Annotated in this window: 18 protein-coding genes; 11 read left to right on the forward strand and 7 right to left on the reverse strand. The window is 43.2% G+C overall.

Translation table 11 applies throughout. The features are described 5' to 3' along the window. Positions 1 to 7 precede the first annotated feature (7 nt). Together JXA84_02040 and JXA84_02045 are read right to left on the reverse strand one after the other, a co-directional pair. Positions 8 to 430 (reverse strand): hypothetical protein, encoded by a 423-nt coding sequence (locus tag JXA84_02040; GenBank protein MBN1149981.1) that lies wholly within the window; start codon positions 428 to 430, stop codon positions 8 to 10. A 113-nt stretch (positions 431 to 543) separates the two neighbouring features. Further along, complete coding sequence (locus JXA84_02045; GenBank protein MBN1149982.1) at positions 544 to 951, reverse strand: hypothetical protein; 408 nt, start codon at positions 949 to 951, stop codon at positions 544 to 546. 108 nt (positions 952 to 1,059) lie between these two features. Between JXA84_02045 and JXA84_02050 the strand changes: the two genes are divergently transcribed. Genes JXA84_02050 through JXA84_02070 form a run of 5 tightly spaced genes read left to right on the forward strand, consistent with a single transcriptional unit; the run spans position 1,060 to position 4,506 of the window. Next, positions 1,060 to 1,437 (forward strand): hypothetical protein, encoded by a 378-nt coding sequence (locus JXA84_02050; protein MBN1149983.1) that lies wholly within the window; start codon positions 1,060 to 1,062, stop codon positions 1,435 to 1,437. Continuing rightward, positions 1,437 to 2,417: a glycosyltransferase family 9 protein gene (locus tag JXA84_02055; protein MBN1149984.1), complete on the forward strand. Its 981-nt coding sequence runs from the start codon at positions 1,437 to 1,439 to the stop codon at positions 2,415 to 2,417. The genes JXA84_02050 and JXA84_02055 overlap by 1 nt, the downstream gene beginning before the upstream one ends. Further along, the gene (locus JXA84_02060) at positions 2,392 to 3,378 is read left to right on the forward strand and encodes a glycosyltransferase family 9 protein (protein ID MBN1149985.1); all 987 of its coding nucleotides are present in this window, start codon (positions 2,392 to 2,394) and stop codon (positions 3,376 to 3,378) included. The genes JXA84_02055 and JXA84_02060 overlap by 26 nt, the downstream gene beginning before the upstream one ends. An 8-nt stretch (positions 3,379 to 3,386) precedes the next feature. Continuing rightward, positions 3,387 to 3,935 (forward strand): HAD-IIIA family hydrolase, encoded by a 549-nt coding sequence (locus JXA84_02065; GenBank protein ID MBN1149986.1) that lies wholly within the window; start codon positions 3,387 to 3,389, stop codon positions 3,933 to 3,935. Then, positions 3,928 to 4,506: a hypothetical protein gene (locus JXA84_02070; protein MBN1149987.1), complete on the forward strand. Its 579-nt coding sequence runs from the start codon at positions 3,928 to 3,930 to the stop codon at positions 4,504 to 4,506. Before JXA84_02065 ends, JXA84_02070 begins: the two co-directional genes overlap by 8 nt. Here JXA84_02070 and JXA84_02075 read toward each other — a convergent pair. The 5 genes from JXA84_02075 to secD form a co-directional block, all read right to left on the reverse strand. Next, on the reverse strand, positions 4,501 to 5,694 hold the full coding sequence (locus JXA84_02075) for an acetate kinase (protein MBN1149988.1): 1,194 nt from the start codon (positions 5,692 to 5,694) through the stop codon (positions 4,501 to 4,503). The two genes, JXA84_02070 and JXA84_02075, sit on opposite strands and share 6 nt — an antisense overlap. Before the next feature lie 81 nt (positions 5,695 to 5,775). Beyond that, entirely contained in the window at positions 5,776 to 7,029 is a 1,254-nt protein-coding gene (locus tag JXA84_02080; protein ID MBN1149989.1) for a class I SAM-dependent RNA methyltransferase, read from the reverse strand. Continuing rightward, entirely contained in the window at positions 7,026 to 8,147 is a 1,122-nt protein-coding gene (gene tgt, locus JXA84_02085; protein ID MBN1149990.1) for a tRNA guanosine(34) transglycosylase Tgt, read from the reverse strand. Before tgt ends, JXA84_02080 begins: the two co-directional genes overlap by 4 nt. 31 nt (positions 8,148 to 8,178) lie before the next feature. After that, positions 8,179 to 9,558, reverse strand: coding sequence for a protein translocase subunit SecF (secF, locus tag JXA84_02090; GenBank protein MBN1149991.1), 1,380 nt, complete (start codon positions 9,556 to 9,558; stop codon positions 8,179 to 8,181). A 12-nt stretch (positions 9,559 to 9,570) separates the two neighbouring features. After that, a complete protein-coding gene (gene secD / locus JXA84_02095; protein ID MBN1149992.1) occupies positions 9,571 to 11,091 on the reverse strand; it encodes a protein translocase subunit SecD in 1,521 nt (506 codons plus the stop codon). 175 nt (positions 11,092 to 11,266) lie between these two features. On the opposite strand from secD, the gene JXA84_02100 reads away from it, so the two are divergent. The 6 genes from JXA84_02100 (at position 11,267) to JXA84_02125 (ending at position 22,222) form a co-directional block, all read left to right on the forward strand. Next, positions 11,267 to 11,452 (forward strand): hypothetical protein, encoded by a 186-nt coding sequence (locus tag JXA84_02100; protein MBN1149993.1) that lies wholly within the window; start codon positions 11,267 to 11,269, stop codon positions 11,450 to 11,452. Between the two features lie 30 nt (positions 11,453 to 11,482). After that, on the forward strand, positions 11,483 to 11,791 hold the full coding sequence (locus JXA84_02105) for a hypothetical protein (protein ID MBN1149994.1): 309 nt from the start codon (positions 11,483 to 11,485) through the stop codon (positions 11,789 to 11,791). After that, positions 11,740 to 12,675, forward strand: a complete 936-nt coding sequence (locus JXA84_02110; GenBank protein ID MBN1149995.1) for a 4Fe-4S binding protein — start codon at positions 11,740 to 11,742, stop codon at positions 12,673 to 12,675. Before JXA84_02105 ends, JXA84_02110 begins: the two co-directional genes overlap by 52 nt. A 124-nt stretch (positions 12,676 to 12,799) precedes the next feature. Beyond that, positions 12,800 to 18,271: a cell surface protein SprA gene (sprA, locus tag JXA84_02115; GenBank protein ID MBN1149996.1), complete on the forward strand. Its 5,472-nt coding sequence runs from the start codon at positions 12,800 to 12,802 to the stop codon at positions 18,269 to 18,271. 6 nt (positions 18,272 to 18,277) lie between these two features. Beyond that, on the forward strand, positions 18,278 to 21,481 hold the full coding sequence (locus tag JXA84_02120) for a tetratricopeptide repeat protein (protein MBN1149997.1): 3,204 nt from the start codon (positions 18,278 to 18,280) through the stop codon (positions 21,479 to 21,481). 63 nt (positions 21,482 to 21,544) lie between these two features. Continuing rightward, complete coding sequence (locus JXA84_02125) at positions 21,545 to 22,222, forward strand: MgtC/SapB family protein (protein ID MBN1149998.1); 678 nt, start codon at positions 21,545 to 21,547, stop codon at positions 22,220 to 22,222. Positions 22,223 to 22,419 lie beyond the last annotated feature (197 nt).

A 22,419-nucleotide genomic window follows, 5' to 3' on the forward strand; every position in this document is an offset into this window, starting at 1 on the left:
CCTTTTTTTATTGGTTGACTGGAGGAGGAGGCGGCGGTGTTTGAGTTGGCTGCTGCTGCAGATAGATGTTTGTCCCCTGTCCGGTTTGGCTGTTTTGCACCCTTCCATAAAGCCTCATTTTCATCTCTTCAAGTTCCCTTTCTATAGGCCATTTAGAAAAAGCGAGAACGAGCGCAAAAATCATAAGCACCAAATGACCAATCCCCGGCAGCAAGATGAACAAGCTGAAAGCGCCGGAGTATCCTGTCTTGTCGAAAATTCTCCAGAGCACAATTATCTGGAATACAAAAACGCCGATGAATACAAGGCCTAATACTATTATCCATATGATGCCGAGAGCCATGAATGTCCCAGCGATGCCTTCCGCCTCGTAGTTCTGAGAGCTTGTCGAGGAATACTGAGACAGAAGAGAACTCAACAGAAGATGCATAGAACCTCCTTTTACAGTCCTGTCGTTCGGTTAAAACTTTATATTATCCTCTACTGTTGATTAAAGGCAAGATTATTAAGGAAATTTTTAGAATCAGGATTGGGACGGCTCTTTTAGTTTTGGTCGAGGTTCTTTTTTTTAAGCTCTTTTTGTTTTTTTCCTATCACGGCTATGTGAAAAATAACGCATTCAAAAAAGTCCGATATATTTTCGTCAAAATAGTCTTGCGCGCCCATGACACGGGACAAGATTCCGCAAAAAACTATTTTTGTGACGAGATCAACTCCTTTTTTGAAAAGGTTCTCCGGCATTTGACAAATCGCCTCGGCTAAAGAATAAGATTGAGCGTGAAAATCTTCGTAAATTCTTATCTTGGTCTCGGTTAAAAGCTCAATGTTTTTTAAACTCGCGTCGCAAAGAGACTGAAGTTTCTTGCCCATTGAACTTCTCGCTTTAATGAAGTCCTCGGAATCTAGGTAATCTCCGAACTCGTCGTTGAAAAAATCCGAATAATCTCTCATAAATGAATTTTACCAGATTACCCGGAAAACTCAACAAAAAAAACTTTACTCACACCTTTAACTTAAGTATAATCTAAATCGACACTTCAGCTAATTTAAGGAGTTTGTTTGGAAGAAAATTCACAGGCGGTTAAACCTACCTTCAGAAGTTTTTTTTGGTCGAAGACAGCTGCTACTTTAGAGATAATCATAGGGGCTTTGCTGTGCTTTTTTCCTTTGTCTGTGATTCTCGGGATTTTTTTGATAATCTCAGGGTCTCACCTTTACTCGATTTCCAATTCTTTTTCCCGTTCTGAAAACGAAATTTCAATGGTTGGAGAAACGCAAAAATACTATAAATACAAAACTGTCGTTTATTCGTTGATATTGCTTTTTTTCATCGGCGTGGTTTCTCTTCTAATAATGTTTTTCAGCGCCATGGCCGGCGCGTTTTCCGGCGCTTCTTACGCATATACTTCTGACATGCATAATTTCTGGCAGTTTTAATGAGGTTTGTCGCGCTCAGGTATGGACAACTCGGCGACGTAGTTCTGTTGTCGTCTCTTATAGAGTCAATATCCAAAATTGAAAACTCCGAATTTTTTCTCGGGACAAGAGAAATTTATTCGAACCTGTTCAGAGACGATCCAAGGGTCAAAGGGATGTTTTTTTTAAAAGACGATTCTCCCCGTTCTATACTGAAACACGCCCATGAAATCAAAATGGCCAAGCCCGACGTGACCATAGACGCCCACCTGAAGACAAGAACTCTTCTTCTTTCACTTTTGATCGGCGCTAAAACAGTTCGGTATGACTCGAGAAAGAAAGCGAGAAGGCGAATCGTCAAAACCAAGAAGTTGACCTGCGCCCCTTTTTTTGTCTACAGAGCTTACACTGAGACTCTTTTAAAGCTCGGTTTCGAAAATGGCATCCTTTCGCCTCCAAAAATCATAGTGGGTGAAAAGTCTCTAAAAAAAGCGCGTGAAATTATTGGTAAAGGGAAAACAGTTGCCATTCATCTGAATTCTTCATACAAATCCAAAATACCCGACGTGGAAAAGATGTCTGAGCTGTCAGAAGAGTTGGCTCTCATGGGTTATAAAAGAATCCTCTTAGGACCTGAAGATTCAATGCAAATACCGGCAGACATTAATCTGCTCGGCAAGACAGGTGATCTTTCTTTTCTTGCAGCCCTGTTGAAAACTTCTTCGGTTTTAGTGACAAACGATTCGGGACCTCTTCATCTGGCTGAAGCCGTCGGCACTCCAGTCGCGGCTATTTTCTGTTCTACTTCTCCCGCTTTCGGTTTCATGCCTTGGAAAAAAGAATCTTTTTATACTGCTCCAGAAATCAATTGCCATCCCTGCACTCTTCACGGAACCGATTTTTGCCGGAGAGGGGATTTTTTCTGCACAAAGTATTTCACGCCAAAATCAATCGCCGAAAAAGTGAGCTCTATCTTTGAAAACCGCTTTGTATCTGCCTAACCACCTTGGAGATTCTGTCATAGCTTCATCGATAATCCCCTGGATAAAAAGCGAGAGGGGTTCTGAACAGATAATTTTAATTGGAAATAAATACTTGGAAGGTATTTTCAGAGACTTCCCTGGGACGGAAACTTTTATACCGGTTGAAAAGAACCGAAGAGGATTTTTCAAGGCAGTACACACCCTGAAAAGAGAAAACGTCGACAGATGTTTTATTTTACCAAAATCATTTTCCTCGGCCCTGATAGCCGCTTTAGCTCAAGTCAAAGCCAGGATAGGATATTGCACCGACAGCAGAGGTTTTCTACTGACCGAAAAGCATCTCCCCGTAGACCCCAAAAAACGTCATCTTAGATTTTATTATTTCAAACTTTTCCATAAACACCTCCTAACTCCTCCTCCTGAAAACATTTCATTTTTTACACCGATTCCGAACGAAAAAACAAAAAATGTTCTGGAAAAGCAGAATAAATTCATAACTGTTGACACTGGCGCTGTCTATGGTGAAGCAAAAATGTGGGAAGACGTAAAATGGATAGAACTTATAAAACAAATCGAAAACTTCGTCAAGGTTCTAATCTTGGGGACAAGAGACTTGTCGGCGTGGAAGGGTTGTTTTAAAAACACCCTGAATCTTTCTTCGAAAACAGAAATAAAAGACCTGCCCTATATATTGTCAAAATCCTCTCTTCACGTCTCCTGCGATACTGGAAGCATGCATTTAGCAGCCGCGCTGGGCGTGGACACGGTTTCTCTTTTCGGCTCCAGCTCACCTGTCTGGACTTCACCCTGGGGAAAAGGTCAAGCCATGGTTATTTACAAGCATTTATCGTGCAGTCCCTGCTTTAAAAAAAAATGCCCCAGAGGAGAACCAATATGCATGAAGGCAATCGAAGTCGATGAAGTTTTGGATTCCATATTGAAAACACTAAAAGTTGATGTATTGCCGGTAAGGGTTTAAAATCAGGCATGGAAAACTCCCGTGGTAAACCGGCAGTGTTTTTGGACAGGGACGGAACGATACTTGAATTGATCCCTTACCTGAAGGATCCCTCTCAGACTGAACTCGTGGAGGGAGCGAAAGAGGGCATAATCAAGCTCAACCAGAAAGGGATTTTGACGATTGTAGTTAGCAATCAATCCGGCATAGGAAGAGGTTATTATTCTTTCAAGGAATTGTTTCTCGTCTCTCAAAAAATGGAAGAACTCCTTCACCCGGCGAAAATTGACGGTATTTATTACGACCCTTCATCCCCCGATCATCATTCAGGTTTCAGAAAACCGGAAAAGGGAATGATAGATTCCGCTTGCGCCTTTTACGGCATCGATCCTGCAAAATCCTGGATAATCGGAGACGATTATTCCGACCTAATGCTTTCTTTTAAAACCGGTATCCCTTTTATTCTCGTATTGACAGGATACGGTAAAAACGTCAGGTCTCATCTCTCAGAAATGGAAAATAAATTCACAACCGCACAAAACCTCTACGAAGCCGTGGATATTGTTTTAAATGGCTGATCTTGTCAGAGAATTTATAACATCTTATTCCATTCACTTAGGGCTCGCTCTTGTCACATCCGGAATTTTATCGGCTTTTTACGGCAACATCCTCTTCAAATATTTCGTTTTGGCGATGGGAATAATCATAGGTCTTTTAGTCGGAGCCCTTGCAGGAGTTTATTTTTCCGAGAGTTATGTCTTGATATTTTCCGTCTCGCTTCTCGGCGCAATAGCATTTTCAGCTGCTTTCTTTTTATACAGGACAGTTTCGATATTTTTCATCGGAGGTATTTTGCCTTTTTTCGCTCTTTTGCTTCTTTTAAAGACGAATGTTTTATCTGCCGTCATAGTATCCTTCGCTACCGGATTATTGACCGTGTTTTTAAGGAGATATCTTCTCTCCGCATGGTTTTCCGTGTTCGGTGCGGTCATGGTATTTTTCGGTTTGCTGATCATGATAAAAGGATCAATCGATCCCAGGATCTACGCTGTATCCGCCTTTTTGACAGCTCTTTGCGGTTTCTGGATACAATTCAGAAGAAGAAAAAAGACATCTCAAAAAAAATCGGATAAGCCGAATTCCTCATGAGACAATTTTCAATGTCTCTTTGGCTATCATCAGCTCTTCATTGGTCGGAATAGAAAATATTTTCACCGGGCTTCCTTCTTTGGAAATCTCGGCTATTTTTCCCCTGACTTTGTTTTTCTCATTATCGAGATGAGCTCCCATGCTCTCCAACCCCGCACAGATCCTCTCTCTTATTTCCCATCCGTTTTCGCCTATCCCCGCAGTAAAAACAATCGCGTCAACTCTTCCGAGAGTTACAGCGTAAGAACCAATGTATTTCCTCACTCTGTCGGCGAAAATATCCAGCGCCAGCTTAGCTCTTTGATCCCCTTTTTCTTCTTCTCTCTCAATATCCCTCATGTCGCTTGAAATTCCCGAGAGTCCGAGAAGACCGCTTTTTTTATATAGCAGATCTTTTATCTCAGGAGTGGTCATCTTCAATTCTTCTACCATTGAAACCACCACGGCAGGATCTATATCGCCAGCCCTGGTACCCATTACAACCCCGCACATCGTGCCGTACCCAAGACTTGTGTCTATGCTCCTGCCTTGTTTTACAGCCGTTATGCTGCACCCGTTCCCGAGGTGACATGTAACCACGTTTGTCTCTTCTTCTGGTTTTCTCATTATCTCCGCTGCCTTTTGCGCTACGTATTGGTGGCTCGTCCCGTGAAAACCGTATTTCCTTATTCCTCTTTTTTCGTAGAACTCGTAGGGCAAAGCGTATATGTAGGCTTCTTTGGGCATCGTCTGGTGAAAAGCGGTGTCGAAAACCGCGACGTTAGGAATATCGGGAAGCAATTTTCTCGCGGCTTTTATACCGAGGATGTTCGCCGGGTTGTGAAGAGGGGCTAAGTAAGTGGAGTTTTCAAGGGCTTCCATCACAGCATCGTCTATCATAACCGAATGTGTGAATTTTTCTCCCCCGTGAACCACCCTGTGTCCAATTGCATCAATTTCCTTGTAATCGCTTATCACGCCATGTTCTTCGTGAAGAAGCAGTTTCAGCATTATGTCTAAACCCGTTTGATGATCTTTAACGGGGGTTTCCTCCTTGTGCGAAAGAACGCCGTTTTTTTTATGGGTGACGATTCCTACAGGCAGAGAAACTCTTTCAATCAGACCGGACGCAAGGCACTTTTCATCTTCTGTTTGGATCAACTGGTATTTTATCGAAGAACTGCCGCTGTTTACCACAAGGACTTTCATTTTTCCTCCGTATTATTAAATAAAAGAAACAACATCGAGTTTATATTTTAATTTATTGTCCCGTCAAATCAAACAAAATTTTCAATCCGTCTTAATCAACGCGATCGCTTCGACGTGAGGGGTTAAAGGGAACATGTCAAAAAGCGCCAGTTTCTCGACTTTGTATCCATTTTGGGAAAACACCTGCAAATCCCTCGCCATAGAAGGAAGATTGCAGCTCAAGTAGAAAATATCCCGAATGTTTTTCTCAATTATTGTTTTAAGGAGCTTTTGGTTTATCCCTGTTCTTGGCGGATCAACCACAAGGGTAGCGTCTTTTCTGAGCAGGTCGCGTCCGACTTCCCTGTCCTGTATGTTGAAAAACCTGGCTTTTTCCAAACCTTTTTCGTAAGCGTTGTAGACAGCGTCCATTATCGCCGTTTCGTTTGAATCCACACCGATTATTTTTTTCGCGTAATTTTCAAGCTGAAACGAAAAAAAACCCGAACCGCAGTAAAGGTCAACGAGCCATTCGCTTTCTCTTATGTTTTCTTTGATGTATTCGAGAATCAAACCTGTAGTCTCCCTGTTGACCTGTACAAAACTCGAACAGGAGACATACTGGTCTTGGTCAAATGATATCTTCATCCTCTTTTTGCCAAGTGCATGTTCTGTTCTATCGCTTTTTTCACCTGTCAGGTAAACGGACGAGAATCCAGCGTCGTCGCATTGATTTAAGTTGTTTGCCCCTCTCTGTTCAGTAATTCTCAAAACCGCCGCGATTCCGTCATCGTAGCTGTTTATCGAAACAGAACTCGGATAGTACCCTAGATTTTTTGCGCACAGGGATAAACTCAAAGCGTCATTGAATTTGCCGTTTATGCGGTCTTCAGCCAAAAGGCATTTATCCACAGGCAAAAAATCTTCGGTTTTTCTTCGATAAAATCCAAGTTTAACGTCTTTCTTCGGAACAGATAAGCTGAGTCTGCATCTGTATTGATACCTTCTATGCGAAAAAGAGAGTTTGTTTTCTATGGGAAAGTTCAATTTCATTTTTTTCATTATTTCATGAGCTGTCTTTTCCTTTATTGAAATCTCGAGATCCCTTTCAACGTGCTGGAAAGAACATCCTCCGCAGGTGAAAAAATACGGGCATTTAACTTTTTGTGAATCTGAAATTTTTTTCTTATACGAAACGATTTGAGCCCTGTCGTAGTCACTGAAGCTTTCGGTTATTTTTACTTCGACGGTTTCACCTTCTATGGCGTAGGGAACGAAGACAACTTTTCCGCCTATCCTTCCCATTCCTTCTCCGGAACTGATGTTTTTTTCTATGAATACGTTTTCGAAACTCATCTTCTGAAAAGTTCAGATTTACCCTGTGCCCAAGAAGAAAATTTTCCTTCTGCTATTTTCATTCTTATCTCTTTCATAAATCTCATGTAAAACCTTATGTTGTGAATCGTGCCCAATTGACCCGCCAGAGAATCGCCTGTCTTGAAAAGATGTCTTAAATATGCCCTTGAGTGATTTCGGCAAGTGAAACAGTCGCAACCCTCTTCAACAGGAGTGAAATCGTCTTTGAACCTGGCGTTTCTTATGTTTATTCTGCCTTCTTCAAGGCTATAAAAAGTTCCCGTTCTCGCATGCCTTGTGGGGGCTACGCAGTCGAAGATATCCACTCCTCGAGAAACAGCGTAAAGGATGTCTTCCGGAAAGCCCACTCCCATCAGATAACGGATTTTCTCCTTTGGAAGTTTTTTCGCAGTGTAATCCACCACTTTTTGAACTTCTTCCTTGGGTTCCCCCACGGCGACCCCTCCTATGCCATATCCGTCAAAACAAAGATCCGTCATCAAATCTATAGATTCCTGCCTTAAATCCGAATGAGCACCACCCTGTATTATTCCGAACACTTTTTGATTTTGGTAAGGATTTTTGTCTATAAATACCTTGGCCTGCTTAGCCCATTTGTTGGATCTTCGCATTTTCTCCTTCAAAACAGAATAATCAGCCGGGTATTGAGGGCATATATCGAGAATCATCGCCACGTCAGAACCTATTATCCTCTGATACTCAATCGCGCTTTGGGGTGTAAGGAAAAACGAAGACCCGTCTATATGACTTTTGAAAAGAACCCCTTCTTCAGTTACTTTCCTCAGAGAAGACAGGCTCATGACCTGAAAACCACCGGAATCTGTGAACACCACACCCCTGAAATTCATGAAATCGTGAATTTTTCCGCTTTTCTCGAGAACTTCCCTTCCCGGTCTTTGCATAAGATGGTAAGTGTTTGAAATAATCGCCTGAACGCCTGTTTCGGAAAGTTGCAGGGAATTTAAAGCTCGAACGTTGGCATACGTGGCAACAGGCATGAAATTAGGAGTGTCCACCGAACCGTTTGTCGTAGTGAACACCCCTGTTCTGGCGAAAGAGTCCTGGCTCTCTATTATTATTCTGAAACCAAGAGACACCAGGGCTCTTTCAATCTTTACAATCCAGTTTTTAGGCTCTGGATTTTCCTATAGGCGTGGGAAATCTTTTTTCCCAGTCGTATACAACAGTGGCCACTATGAATATCGAAGAGTATGTGCCTATGATCACGCCCATTAAAAGGACAAAGGCGAAATCTTTAATTGTCGCCGCTCCGAAAATAAACAGGACGAGCAGGACCAAAAATGTGGTAAAAGCAGTCATGATTGTCCTGCTCAGTGTCGCGTTAATACTGGCGTTGACGACTTCTTTAAAATCTTTACCTTTGTTCATCCTGTTTACTTCCCTTATTCTGTCGGAAACAATGATGGAGTCGTTGATGGAATACCCTATGAGCGTCAGCAACGCCGCGATTGTCGACATATTGAATTCAAAACCCGACACAGCGTATACACCGGCTGTAATGACGACGTCGTGCAAAAGAGCGACAACAGAAGCTATTCCGAATCTATACGTGAATCTTATGCTTATGTATCCGAGTATTACGGCGATTCCGAGAAGAACCACCCACAGAGTTCTCATTCTCAAACTGCTGCTCATTCTTGCTCCGACGTGCTCGGTGCCTTCGATTGACAGTTTGAGGTTTGGATCCCTGTTTTCGAGTTCTTCCTTCAGCATAATGTCGATCGAATTCGAAATTTCACCTTCGCCCTGAGTTTCAGGGTACGCTGATTTTTCAAGGGAATCCCATTTTACGGGATCGACGAAGACTCTTACAGAAAGGGCTGTGTTTTCGGCGTCCAAAAAAACTACCGCGCTGTCTATTCCTCTGCCTCTCATTTTGTCCAGAGTTTTTTCCGCAGGATCCAGAGGGGTGGTCAACTGAACCAAGCTGTCAAAATAGGTCAGTTTCTTTATTCCAGTTATGGTCCCGGAAAAATCTCCTGCCATGAGAAAAGCCGTGTCTTCACCGAAAATGGAATATCCTTTGATCTCAAGAAGGTTCGAATCGGCTATAGCTCTGATGTCTTGAGATGAATCCGCTTTTGCGAAAACACCGAGTTCGACTTCCGGCCGCCCGTATTCTTCGACAAATTTAATAAGGGCGCTGTCTACGCTCGCAACCGAAGAAGATGCCCTGCCGGCAGTATCCTGTGGTATTATCGGCAATCTTATTATGTATCCATTCAACCTCTCGTTCGAAGTTTCCTGTATTATACTCCTGCCGATACCCATGCTTTGGATTACGCTTCTTATCTGAGAGGTCGTCAAACTTCCCTCGTCTACGGTCATTCTGATAATCGTTCCGCCGGTGAAATCGATACCCTGCCTTGTATTCCACAAAAACACAAGACTGACAGCCGAAAGGACAAATACAACCGCGGACACTATGTATGAAAATTTTCTTACTTTTATAAAATCGAAATGTGTGTTTTTAAAAATCTGCAACATTGCCGGTTCCTCCTATATGCTCAACTTCTGAGTGTTAGATCTGACCAAAAGAGTGTCGAAAATAAACCGGCTGACAAAAACGGCTGTGAAAACGTTCGCCACCAATCCGACGCTGAGGGTGACGGCAAAACCTCTTATTGGTCCTTTGCCGAACCACCAGAGAATCAAAGCGGACAAAAGCGTCGTGACGTTGGCGTCGAGAATAGTCACAAATGCCTTGGAAAAGCCTGTTTCAACGGCTTTTTTGACAGATTTATTCATTTTAAGCTCTTCTCTTATTCTCTCAAAAATCAGCACGTTAGCGTCCACCGCTGTTCCTATGACAAGCACGAGACCGGCTATTCCCGGGAGAGTCAGGGTTAAATTGAAAGCGGAGAGAATGGCCAATAGAAACACCAGATTCAAAACGAGGGCGAAGTCTGCTACCAAGCCGCTGAACCTGTAATATACGAGCATTATCAACATTATCAAAGCTGCAGCTATTAAAAAGCTTTTTATTCCTGTCCTTATTGAGTCTTCGCCGAGACTCGGTCCTATCACGAAACTCTCCTCAATATCCGCTCTGGCTGGCATTCTTCCGGCTTGAAGAACAGACGCAAGGGCTTTGGCGTCGTCGAGAGTTCCCCTTCCGAGGGTAATCGTCGATTTTCCGGTTGTGGAAGCGCTGCTGACAACAGGCGCGGAAAAAACCTCGTTGTCGAGAACTATGGCTATCCTGTTTCCTATGTTTTCGGAAGTCACTCTCGCCCAGTCTGCTCTCGCCATGCCTCCAATTTCAAGATCCACCCTCGGTTCTGTCTGGCTTTCAGAAGTGCCGAGAGCAGCCCTAGAGGACACGATCGACGCGCCGTATATCTCCGGAATAGAACTCACCAGAAGGATTTCTCTGTAGTCGGGAATTCCGAAATCTTCACCTTCTTCGACGACGCTCCACAGTAAAATTTTACCAGAAACTGAATCGGCTATGCCCTGCTGTCTCGCTTCCTGAACCATAGAGTCAAGGTAAACCCAATCCTCAGCGCTGCAAATCACGCTCTGCCCTCCCGGAAATGTCTTGAGAAGGGCAGAAAACCTTCCTTCGTTTTCTCTGTCAATTTTATCTATTATGTTCCTGAGTTCTTCAGGTCTTCTTACGACTCTGAAATCGAGAGTGGCGGTGGTCCCTATGAGTTTTTTCGCAATCATCGGATCCATTTCACCCGGGAGCTCAATTACAATGCTGTTTTCTCCCTGAACCTCGATTATCGGTTCGCTTACTCCGTATTTGTCGACACGGCTCGATAAAATTTCCACAACTTGGTTTACCATATCTGCGCCGCCCTCGCCGGAAGTGTCAACGGCGAGAAGAAAGTGAGATCCGCCTTCGAGGTCGAGCCCGAGTCTAATAGATCTCATCCTAAGTGAAGCGTTTTCAGGCAGGTATCTCTCTTCTCTTGGCAATCTGTAATATTTGTAAGAGAACGAAAGTTGAAAAAGAGAGATGCCTATCGCGGCCACAATTAAAACCAATTTCCATAACTGACTCTTTTTCATAGTAAGGGGTCCTCCCTCCTCAAAGATTTATTTGGGTCTGAAAAACAATTTTGAAGTTTATGATTTTACCACAAGCCATCAAGCTGTCAAGGATAAACCTATTTTCTAATTATAATTTTAGGTTGACTTGAAAGAGTCATGAGTGTATTGTTCTAAAGACTTTTATAACTATTTTATGAGAAAAGGCGATCTTATAACAGGGGTGATAATTTTTGTCGCCGGAATCGCTCTAAAAGCGATAAGTTTTTTCACCAAATCCAAATTCGTCATCAGAGGCACAAACTTCGAGGCTTTTTGGATACTTTTAGCGATTGGAACGATAATATTTGCTCTTTACCCATTTTTACGTAAAAAAAAATAAACGCCATTTTTGGGAAACTGTAGTGACAAAATGGTAATCCTTGAGTTTTTCACCTTGATTTTCATTTCTCTTGCAAAAATTTCGGTCCCTTTTTTTGAAAACTCCGCTCTCACCTACATACTTTTCATCCCCGTGGCCGTCGCCCTGGCGATATCGTTTTTGAAAACAAAAAAGCTGTGTTGGCTGAGAATTATAATGCTGGCCTACTTCTTGGCGGTCGCAATTAAACTCTTCGTGTCCCCTCCCTGCGACAGCCAAAACTCCTTTATCACTTCAGAGTTTTCCGAATGCAGATCATACGCATCGAGGATTTGTCTTTCATGCATAGGAATAGAATAGCCTCTTTTCTGATCAAAATAAGGACATTTATCGGATTGTCCTCCTTTTTCGCGTTCAACAGCTATCTAAAAGGTTTCGGCACGGGAATATTCACGGGTCAATCTAAACGCTTTTGCGCTCCTTTCATAAATTGCCACAGCTGTCCATCCGCTACATTCGCCTGTCCTGTAGGACTCACTCAGCATTTTTTCACATACAGACACCTTACCGGTCAGATGGTCATACCCAAGTTGTCTCTGGGTTTTCTGATTTTAATATCGCTCGTAATGGGCAAGATTTTCTGCGGATGGCTGTGTCCTTTTGGGCTCATACAGACTCTTTTATACAAAATCAAAAGCTTCAAAATTCGCATTCCCCACCCTTTAACCCACATGAAATATGCCGTTTTCGCTTTTTTTATAATTTTCCTACCCCTCTATACCGGCGAACCATGGTTTTGTAAATTATGCCCTGTCGGCTCTTTAGAAGCCGGTGTTCCTCTTGTATCTTTCGGAGCAGCGAGCTTGGCTTTGAGAGAAATCGCTCAGGCCCTATTTTCCCTTAAATTGTCAATTTTGCTGGTTTTCCTTTTTATGTCAGTCCACACCCAAAGGCCTTTTTGCAGGCTATTTTGCCCCATAGGAGCTCTTTATTCCTTTTTCGGTCGTTTCAGCCTGATAAGGGTTAAACTCGACACGGACGCCTGCATTTCATGCGGACTTTGCGAAAAAGTGTGCCCGATCGAACTTCCGATTGACAGGGCTGTAAAATCTGGAAACTGCTTTCTGTGCGGAGAATGCCTCCGGTCTTGCCACAAAAACGCCCTGTATTACGGTTTAAACGATGACGTGAAAATTTTGAAGGATAAATTTTCCAAACTTTTTCTCTCCAAAAGTATTGAATAAAATCCTGAAAAAACTCCTTTTGCTGGCAATATTATTGCCCTTTACAGATTTTCTCCTTTTGCATTCACTCTCGGCGCAAGAAAGTTTGGCTCAAGAAAGCCCCTTTATCTCTCCAATAGGAGAAATGCTTCATGACTATGTTTTCAGAAATCTGACAAGGTTAAAATTCCGCCAGACGATACTTCCGGAAAGAGGCCTTCTGATCGAGGAGGTATTTTACGACTCGATGGCTCTCTGGACTGAGAACATTGTCGCCGTCGAGGACTTCAAAAATTACGCCTACAAACTTTCGCTTAAAAACAAACTCGCCGACTACACGGTTGCATATCTTCAGCAGCAGCAGGTCTTCTCCAACCAAGGACTGATACCTGATATAGAACTGCCGATAAGGATGCCGACTGCCATAGCCGGATTCATAGGTCAAGGCGGCAATTTAAGGATTAACGGCTCCCAGAGAATTCAGTTCGGCGGAAGCCAATCCACAGACCTAAACGCCGTTCAGACAGAATACACCCAGAACGATTTTCTGCCGGAACTCGAAATGAAACAGCAGTTGAACGTCAATCTGCAGGGCACCATCGGTCAGAAGATAAACGTCTTTGTCGATCACAACAGCGAGGCACAGGCGGATTTAAAAAACAAAATCAGGCTTCAATACAGAGGCGATCAGGACGAATTGATACACCTGATTGAAATGGGGCACACCCAATTGTCCCTGCCGGGAACAGAGCTTATCGGGATGCCCCCGATCCAGATGGGTCTTTTCGGCATTAAATCAGAAATGCAGATAGCCGGAGTCAACATCACAGCCATAGCGACAAAAGAAGAAGGAAAGGCAGAGAGCAGGACTTTTGTCGGCAGGGCATCTGTCGACACGATAATCCTCTGGGACACCGATTACATAAGAAGGCAGTATTTCTGGCTGGGTCTGCCCGGAGATTCCATAGGAGACGTCAACCCGTATGACTCCATAGCCAAACTAATAGTATGGGTTGACGACAACAACGGAACCAATAACGCTCTGACCGGAGCAATAAGGGGCGATTTTCATTTTTACACCCAGACCCAGTACTCCGATACTTTGCTTCCTCCCGGGTATTTCGACCCTCAAGAGGCGGGATCCGACAATTTTTACATTTTCAACTACCAGACTAAAACAATCGAGTTGAGGGTGCCTCTCGACGAGAACTACGCCCTCGGAGTCTGCTACGTCATAAACAGGAGAAATACGCCAGGCGGGCAGTTTTACCGAACGGACACAGTCGGGACAGTCCGCGACCAATACGACACTTCCCAGACAATCGATATCAAAGTAATAAAACCGCCTGTCGAAAGGACTTATTTTCCGACTTGGGACCTTCAGATCAGAAACAGGTATTCTCTGAGCTCGACGGCGATAGTCCCAGGAAGCTTCGAACTGAAGATATACAAACACAACACAGGGTCCGGGATAGACGAAGAGACTCAGGGTTCTACAACTTACCTCAAGCTTCTCGGATTGGACGACGATGACGACGGATACATAGACGACGGCAACGTCGATTACGACAGGGGATTCGTCGCTTTTCCAGACACACTTCCCTTCCCATTCGCCAGCTCTGCACTCCTTGAGCCGGATTCTATAATCTACGACACTACTTCGACCAACGTCGGCAGAAAATATAAACTTGTCGTCTCATACAAAGGCATCAGAAACGTCTTCTCTTTAGGCGCCATGAACATTCTCGAAGGGTCGGAGGTCGTCACGGTCAACGGCGAGAGGTTGGTCAAAAATGTCGATTACACAATAGATTACGACATAGGGATAATCACCTTCCTCACAGACAAAGTCAACGACGTGAACGCGGTGGTCAACGTCGATTTTCAATACGCTCCTTTCATCAGCCTCGCCGACAAATCTCTTCTCGGAGTCAGGTTTGACTACAGGGTTTCCCCTGCTGTAAACATAGGAGTGACAACTCTCTACAGAAGCGTCAGCACAAAAGAAGAACACCCACAGCTCGGCAACGAACCGAGAAACATCACCATGGCAACGGTAGACGCGAGCATGGTCTTCTCTCCGTCGTTCATGACAAAAGCCGTCGACATCCTGCCTTTGATAAGCTCTTCCTCCCCTTCAAACCTGACGATAAGAGGAGCTGTCGCCTTTTCCATGCCGAACCCGAACACGAAAGGATTCGTGTATTTAGACGACATGGACGGAAACAAAATGTCCCTGAACCTCGGCGTCAGCAGGGCTAACTGGCATTTCGGCAGTATACCAGACGATATATTCAACAACGCTCCAACCTACAAAGACACATCCGATCTCGGAATGGTTTACTGGTACAGCCCCAACGACTGGTTTTCCAAAGGAGACCTTTTCCCAAATCTGCCCGAGACGGAAAGGGACGATGAAATACAGGTTTTGAGCCTCGTAATTCAGCCGAGAAACGGATCAACTTCTTCTTATGCCTCTCTTCAGCAGTGCATCTCCAAGACCGGCTCGGACCTTTCCCAATTCAGGTATCTGGAGGTCTGGGTCTACGGAGACAGGGGAAGAGTCAACATAGATCTGGGCTACAACATAACAGAAGACGTAGCGAGAAGAACAGGGGTTTCAGACTCGATAGGCGGTTGGAACGGCGTCCTAAACACAGAAGACAGAAACAGAAACGGCGTCCTCGACATCGGTGAAGACGTGGGACTTGACGAAGTCGAAGGCAGGGACTCTGATCACGTCCCGGGAGACGAATGGAACGACGACTACCCGGATCAGGTAAACAATTCCACGTATCGCCAGCTCAAAGGCACAGAGGAAAACACAATTCTCGACACCGAAGACTTGAACGGCGACGGAATTTTAAACCTTTCAAGGGATTACGTAGAATACACTTTCGTCCCAGGGGACACGACTTTTCTCGACATAGACAGAGGAAATGGCTGGAGGCTTTACAAAATTCCACTCCACGACAGCGGCGTCGGAACATACGTCGGATCTCCGGACTGGGAGAGAATCCGATACGCGAGAATATGGGTTGACAGCTTCTCTTCCCAGACCGATTCGATTCTCTTCGGAGGAATCTCTGTATCCGGAAACAGGTGGAAAAGAAACGATGTCTATTCCTTGGATTCGACAGCAATAGAGATCCCCCAGGAGTTTTTTGAGGTGACAACCCGCAACAACTACGACGACCCCTCTTACGTTCCACCCTTTGACCCGGGCAAAGACAACTACGGCAACACCAAAAAAGAACAATCCATGGCTTTCGTCTTCAGAAACTTGGGCTACAACAGAGTCGGAGGCTGCTACTACGCGACCGTCGTTGAAGACAACTACAATAACTACAGAAGGATGCTCCTATACATTCACGGAGAAGGACAGGACGGTTATTTTTCGATAAAATTCGGCGGAGACACCCTCTCTTTCTACGAATACAGAGCACCCATACCGACTGGCTGGCAGGAACTTACTGTAGATTTTGAAAAATTCATAGACCTCAAAAAATCCATAGAGGGCGACACCACCGGAACATGGAACTCTGAAAACTATTACGTAACGACTTACGGAGCGAACAAACCCTCGCTGACGAAAATCAACAGGACGACAATGAGCGTTGTCAGCGAAGAACAGATCACAGGGATAGAGGGTGAGTTGTGGATAGACGATATCAGGCTCGTCTCCCCTTACCGTGAGACCGGCAGAGCCGCGAACCTCAGCGTAGGAATGTCTTTCGGCGATGTCTTGTCAGTTAACCTGACAGGTTCACAGTACGAAGCGGATTACCAAAAGATAACAGATCAAACCGGAAGCGGCTCCACGACGACAAATTATTCCGGAACAGCGATTTTTCAAGGGGGCAAAATATTCCCTTCAAAATGGCTTATATCTTTCCCGTTCACTGCTTCTCTGACCATGTCAGAAAACCTACCAAAATTCTACCCGGGTTCGGACATAAGGCTCGACGGTCAGGAGTCGAGGGACAAGTCTTCCAATTCCCAGACCAGGCATTTTTCTTTCGCTTTTTCAAAGTCCGGAAAAACATTGAACGCTTTAGCTTCGCTTATAATTGACCATTCGAGGTTCAGCTACTCATGGACAAACGTCAACAACCTCTCCTACAACAGAGCCGATTCATCTTGGGTCAAAACAGCCGTCTATTCATGGACAATCAGCCCGCATATCAAACCGCTGAACATCGCCGGCCAGGAAATAGGGACATTTTTCAACAACATAAGTTTCACCTCGACTTATTCCTATACAAAAGTCTCTTCGCATCTTATTCCAGACACCTCCGGTCAACTCCTTCAAAGCCTGCTTCAGAGAAATCTCAACTCTACGATGAGCCTTAGTTACAACCTTTTAAAACCCATGAACATTACTTATTCGGTTTCCCAGAGCAGGGACCTTGAATTAGATGATTACATATTCGGAAGGCAGACTATAAAAACACAGAGGGTTTCAGCGAGGTACAGCTCATTGCCCCTTCCCTTTATAAGACCGACAATTTCTTGGGAGACAAACTATTCTGAAGACTCCCGCCCAGAGCTTCGCATGACCTACGACACGACGGATATTTTCAACGTCTCAAACACCAACACGCTTTCTTTCAACACTACGATAAGTTTCGTTCAACCCCTCGAATTCGCAGGAAGAATAAGAGACGAGAGCAAGGATTCCGCGGCGTCAGTCGGGTCTCCCCAGTGGATGCTTCTCAACCTCGGAAAACTCGGCAGGAGCATAACTCCTGTGAGTTTGACTGCATCGAGAACGAGGACGACGCGTCTTTACAGGCTCACGATGACGCCCGACTGGAAATACCAGCTCGGTTTGGTCGAGAACATAGATCCAGTATCAACAGGCAAATACGTCTCTCCAAACGACTATTTCGGCTGGACTTACAGCTTCACGGGAAGTTCGGGATTCAATTTCACGTACATAACATCATCTGTTAATTTTGCCTGGTCTAAAAACACAGGCGGCAACATCGGCAACATGACATACACAGAATCGGTGACATGGCCGAGATTCGTACTGAATTTTTTAAACTTTCAGAAACTTCTGCAAATCAGAGCTCTTGAGAATTCAACGGTTTCTACGGGCTTCACCTCTACGAGAACCAGATCAGGACCAGAAGATCAAGATCCGACGAGAAAGACGAAAGGGATAGACTTTTCCCCTCTTGTATCTGTTCAACTTCGGTGGAGAAATGGACTCTCGACAGTTTTTTCTACTTCCAGAACCCAGAACGACATAGACAACCTCGGCGTCATAAGAACTCTAACGAGACAGGAAAACAACGCTATTTCAGCCACCTTAGGTTATACCTTTTCAGCTCCGGGGGGCCTGCCTCTTTTCGGCAGAACCCTCAGGTTCAACTCTCTGATGACATTCTCTATCAACTACACTTTCAACACAGCGAAAGAATCCTACAGGACTTCAGGAGAAATAATATCCTATAGGTCCAACTACACGATTTCACCGACCGCTTCTTACAATTTTTCACAAAACGCGACAGGTGGTCTAAATGGCACCTATTCTATCAACGAGGACAGACAAACCGGCAGAAAGATTCGGAACGTAGGTTTGAATGTTTGGGCTGAATTTAGATTCTGACCCAGGATGAAAACATCGCGCAGATATTGCTCTCTTCTTTTTGTCGACATAGCAGGTTTCTCATCAATAGCTGAAAATTCCGACCCAGAAAACGTCAAAAAAATCCTTCAAAAAGTTTTTCTTAAATCAAACAGCATTATCAAAAGCTACGGAGGTCATTTATACCAGCTGGCAGGCGACGCAATAATATTTTCTTTTGGCTTTCCCTCTTCTATAGAAAACCAAGACGAAAGAGCGCTTCTCGGGGCAATCGAAATTTCAAAACTGTCAAAGGAAATTTCCTCCCAAACAGGCGTCACGATAGAATTTCACATCGGGCTGCATTCCGGACTTGTGCTCACCGGCGCTATAGAAATCGAAGGGACAAGTTTTCTTTCCATCGTTGGAGACCCTGTCAACGTCGCGAGCAGGCTTCAGCAGATATGTCCTAAAAATCAAATTTATGTGAGCGACGTTGTGGTGAAAAACACTTCTCACCAGTTCAACTTCAGATTCAAAGCAGAAGTGAATTTCAAAGGCAAGAAAAAAAGTGTCGCCGTTTACAGGTTTGTTTCCGCAAAGAAAAGACGCCTGAGCAGAAGGGGGATTCGATGGGCGGAGATCCCTCTTGTCGGCAGAAATAGGGAAATGAAAGAAGCTTTGAATTTCTTCAAAGAAAGAAAAATACTGCCTTCCGTGTTATTCATCTCCGGAGAGCCGGGGGTGGGAAAGACGAGGTTTGTCGACGAATTTTTAAAAAATAATTTTTCAGAATCGTTACAAATAAAGACCAAAACCCTTTCATACGGATCCGACAGTTTTTACAGTGTCAGACAATTCATTCAAAACTTGTTCCCAGAAATTCTGCAAAAAGAAAAAATTTCCGACCTTGAGAATTATTTAAAGACAAGAGGCGTTTTTTACTTTAAATTGGCGGCTCAAGTATTATCTGAATTCCTCTTTGAAACTCACAAAAAAAGTAATGAGACCCAGAAGACAAGGTTTCTTTTGAAGATAATCACAGATTTAACTCAATACAAGATTAATTCGTCATCAGCGGAAGGGTTGTTTTTGGTCTTTGAAGACCTGCACTGGGCCAGTAAACCTCTTTTTGAAATGATATTTGCTCTTTTATCGGAGTTGCCGTATCAAAGAGTATCCTTTCTGATGATAGCCAGATATTCAAAACATCTAAATCTATTAAATGAATTTTTGGAAAAATTCAAAAAAATTTCCATAGTCAGACAAATAGAACTCATGCCTCTTGAAAAAGAACAATCCGACAAGATGATTTCGTTTATCCTTAAAATCGCAAACATACCAGATGTGTTGAAAACAAAAATAATTGACTACAGCCAGGGAAATCCTTTTTTCCTGGAAGAGATCTCAAAAATGCTGGTAGAAAAAGGTGTCGTCTGGAGAGAAAAAAACTCCTGGAGAGGAAAAGTTCCAAAAAACTTCGAAATTCCACAATCCATTGGAGAAATTATTTTAAGTCGTTTTGACCTTTTGGAAGAAAAAACAAAAAGACTCCTCGAATTGGCTTCAGCGGCAGGATGTTGTTTTTCAAAGGATATGGTCTTCAAAATCAGCTTTTTAAACGAATTCAAAGCTTTCGAAGAAGCTTTGGAAAGGAATTTTGTCACAAAAACAAAACCAGGAGAATACTCTTTTACCCACATTCTGATAAGGGATTCGGTTTATTCAAATCTCTCGAACGAAGAAAAGATCATGCTTCACAGAGAAATTTTCAACTACCTAAAAAAACTTTACCCTAATGAAATTTCAAAAGCCCATCTTCTCGCACACCACGCTGAGGCTTCGGAAAATTGGGAACAAGCATTCAAGTACAATTATATTTCTTCAATTCACGACATGAAGAGATATTCTTTTCACCACAGCATTGAGTATTTGGACAAGTGTGCAAAAATTCTCCAAAAAAAACTGTACAGGCCTGAAAGTAAACCGCTTTTTGACTACTTCATGTCCAACGCGAGAATACACGGAATAATCGGTAACTACAGGAAATCCCAGAAGTATTTTCAAGACGCCAGAAAAATTTCTATGGATACGTCTCAAAAAATCGACTATCGGCTTGAACTATCCAACCAGCTATTTCGAGTGAGTCAGTACAGGCAGGCAAAAGAGCATCTTGAAAATGCTCTTTCTCTCACACTTAAAAACAGAAGTTTACCCGATCGAAGAAAAAAGCTTTTCAACACATACATGAATCTCGCTGATGTACATTATTTTTTGGGAGACATTAAAGACGCAAAACTGATGTTGAAAAAAGCAAAAAGGTTCATCACTGATAATAAAAGTTACGAATACCTGAACTACATCGGCAAGTTGGCTGACATTCTCAACGACAACGGACAATCGCTTAAAGCCCTAAAGATAAGGCTGGAAATTGAAAAGGTTACAAAAAAAAGGAAATGGTTGACCTTTTTGTCTACGAACTACAACAACCTCGGAGTTATTTACGACAACGTTAAACAACCCCAAAAAGCATTGACCTCGTACCAAAAAGCAAACGAAATTGACCACAAAACCGGTTATCTCCTGGGAGAAGCCATAACTTCCTACAACATTTCAACCTACTATTCCGAGTTCGGCAAAAACGAAGACGCGCTTAAATGGCTCGACAAATACCATGGATTGAACGTGAAAATAGAAAACAGACTCGGGGAGGGTTATTACAACCTCGGTCTGGCGGAAGTCAGTTACAACAAAAACGAAGTCTCGAATTCAGTTGAATATTTGATAATTTCACACAAGGTTTTCAAAGAGCTCAACATAAAAAACATGCGGTATTACCTTCTTCAGCTTTTATTGTTACGGTCTTCAGAAATTCTCGACAGAAAAACACTGAAAAACTACCTCCCCGAATATAAAAAAACGTTCGGCAAACTGGAAAAAGACGATGAGAAGGAAAATATCTCCGAATATCTCGCGGTGTTGTGTTATGTTTATTTTTCAATCGGACAGCAAAAAAAATTCATATATCTGAGAAAACTGCTCGTAAAAAACCAAAAGGCAAAACTGCCTGAAGATTTTTATTTTTTAAACGTGTATCTAACACTTTTCAAGGGTTTAGATAAAAATTATGAGAAATTGAAAAAACACGCAAAAAAACTTTTAGAGTCCTATGAAAGTAATTTCAAAAGCAGGGAAGACAAGCAAGCTTTCAGAAGACGAAAAATCGTGGCTCAAATCTTGCGACACATATAAAAATTTAAACTCTTCAAGAAAAAATTCTTTTTCACGCCAGTTTTTCGGAGATATAATAGAAAAGTGGATATTAATCTTTTTTTGAGGTTGATAGTATCATCAATCCTCGGCGCTCTGATAGGAATCGAACGAGACGTCCACGGCAGAGCGGCCGGGCTTAGAACCCACATACTTGTCTGCTTGGGATCGGCCCTTTTCATGATAATTTCATTCAAGATTCCCATGTCTTTCGGTAACAACGGTTCTGCCGACCCGGGAAGAATAGCGGCGCAGATACTCACCGGAATCGGTTTTATCGGAGCCGGAACAATTCTGAAAGAAGGATTCAACGTCCGCGGCCTGACGACCGCGGCATCTCTCTGGGTCACAGCCGGAATCGGCATGGCGGTAGCCGCGGGTTACTATCAGATAGCCCTTTTATCAACTGCCTTGTCGGTGATCACGTTGATGTTTATACATGGTTTGGAGAAGAAGTTCACAAAAGACACTTACAGATTCTTGATCGTCGAAGCAGACCTCGCGTTTTCACCTTCTGTCCTGACAGATCTTCTCAAAAAACACGGAATAAAAATCATAACCTTCAGCATAAAAAAAGACTTCGCGGAAAAAACAATTCGCATAAAAATTTACCTAAAACTTTTTCACAGTGGTCCTTCTGACAAACTTTCCCACGAGATAATGAGGGAACTTGAAACGCCTGAAAACCAAATAAGATCTATAAGGTGGGACCAGCAGATTTAAAACCGTAATCTTGCCGCTATCGGCATTCTTCATCCGAAGCCGAAAGCTTTTTTCTAAAAGATATTTAAGTTAAAAATGTATTGAATTTTCATCCATAGTCTTGATAGGGAAAAAGGCAAATATTTATTTACATGGGACAATTATTAATTAAAATAGTATTGTACTTCCGGGTGCTTAAAATTTTGATATGTTTAAAT

It is taken from the genome of candidate division WOR-3 bacterium (genome assembly GCA_016926475.1).
Lineage (GTDB): Bacteria > SDB-A > SDB-A > SDB-A > SDB-A > JAFGIG01.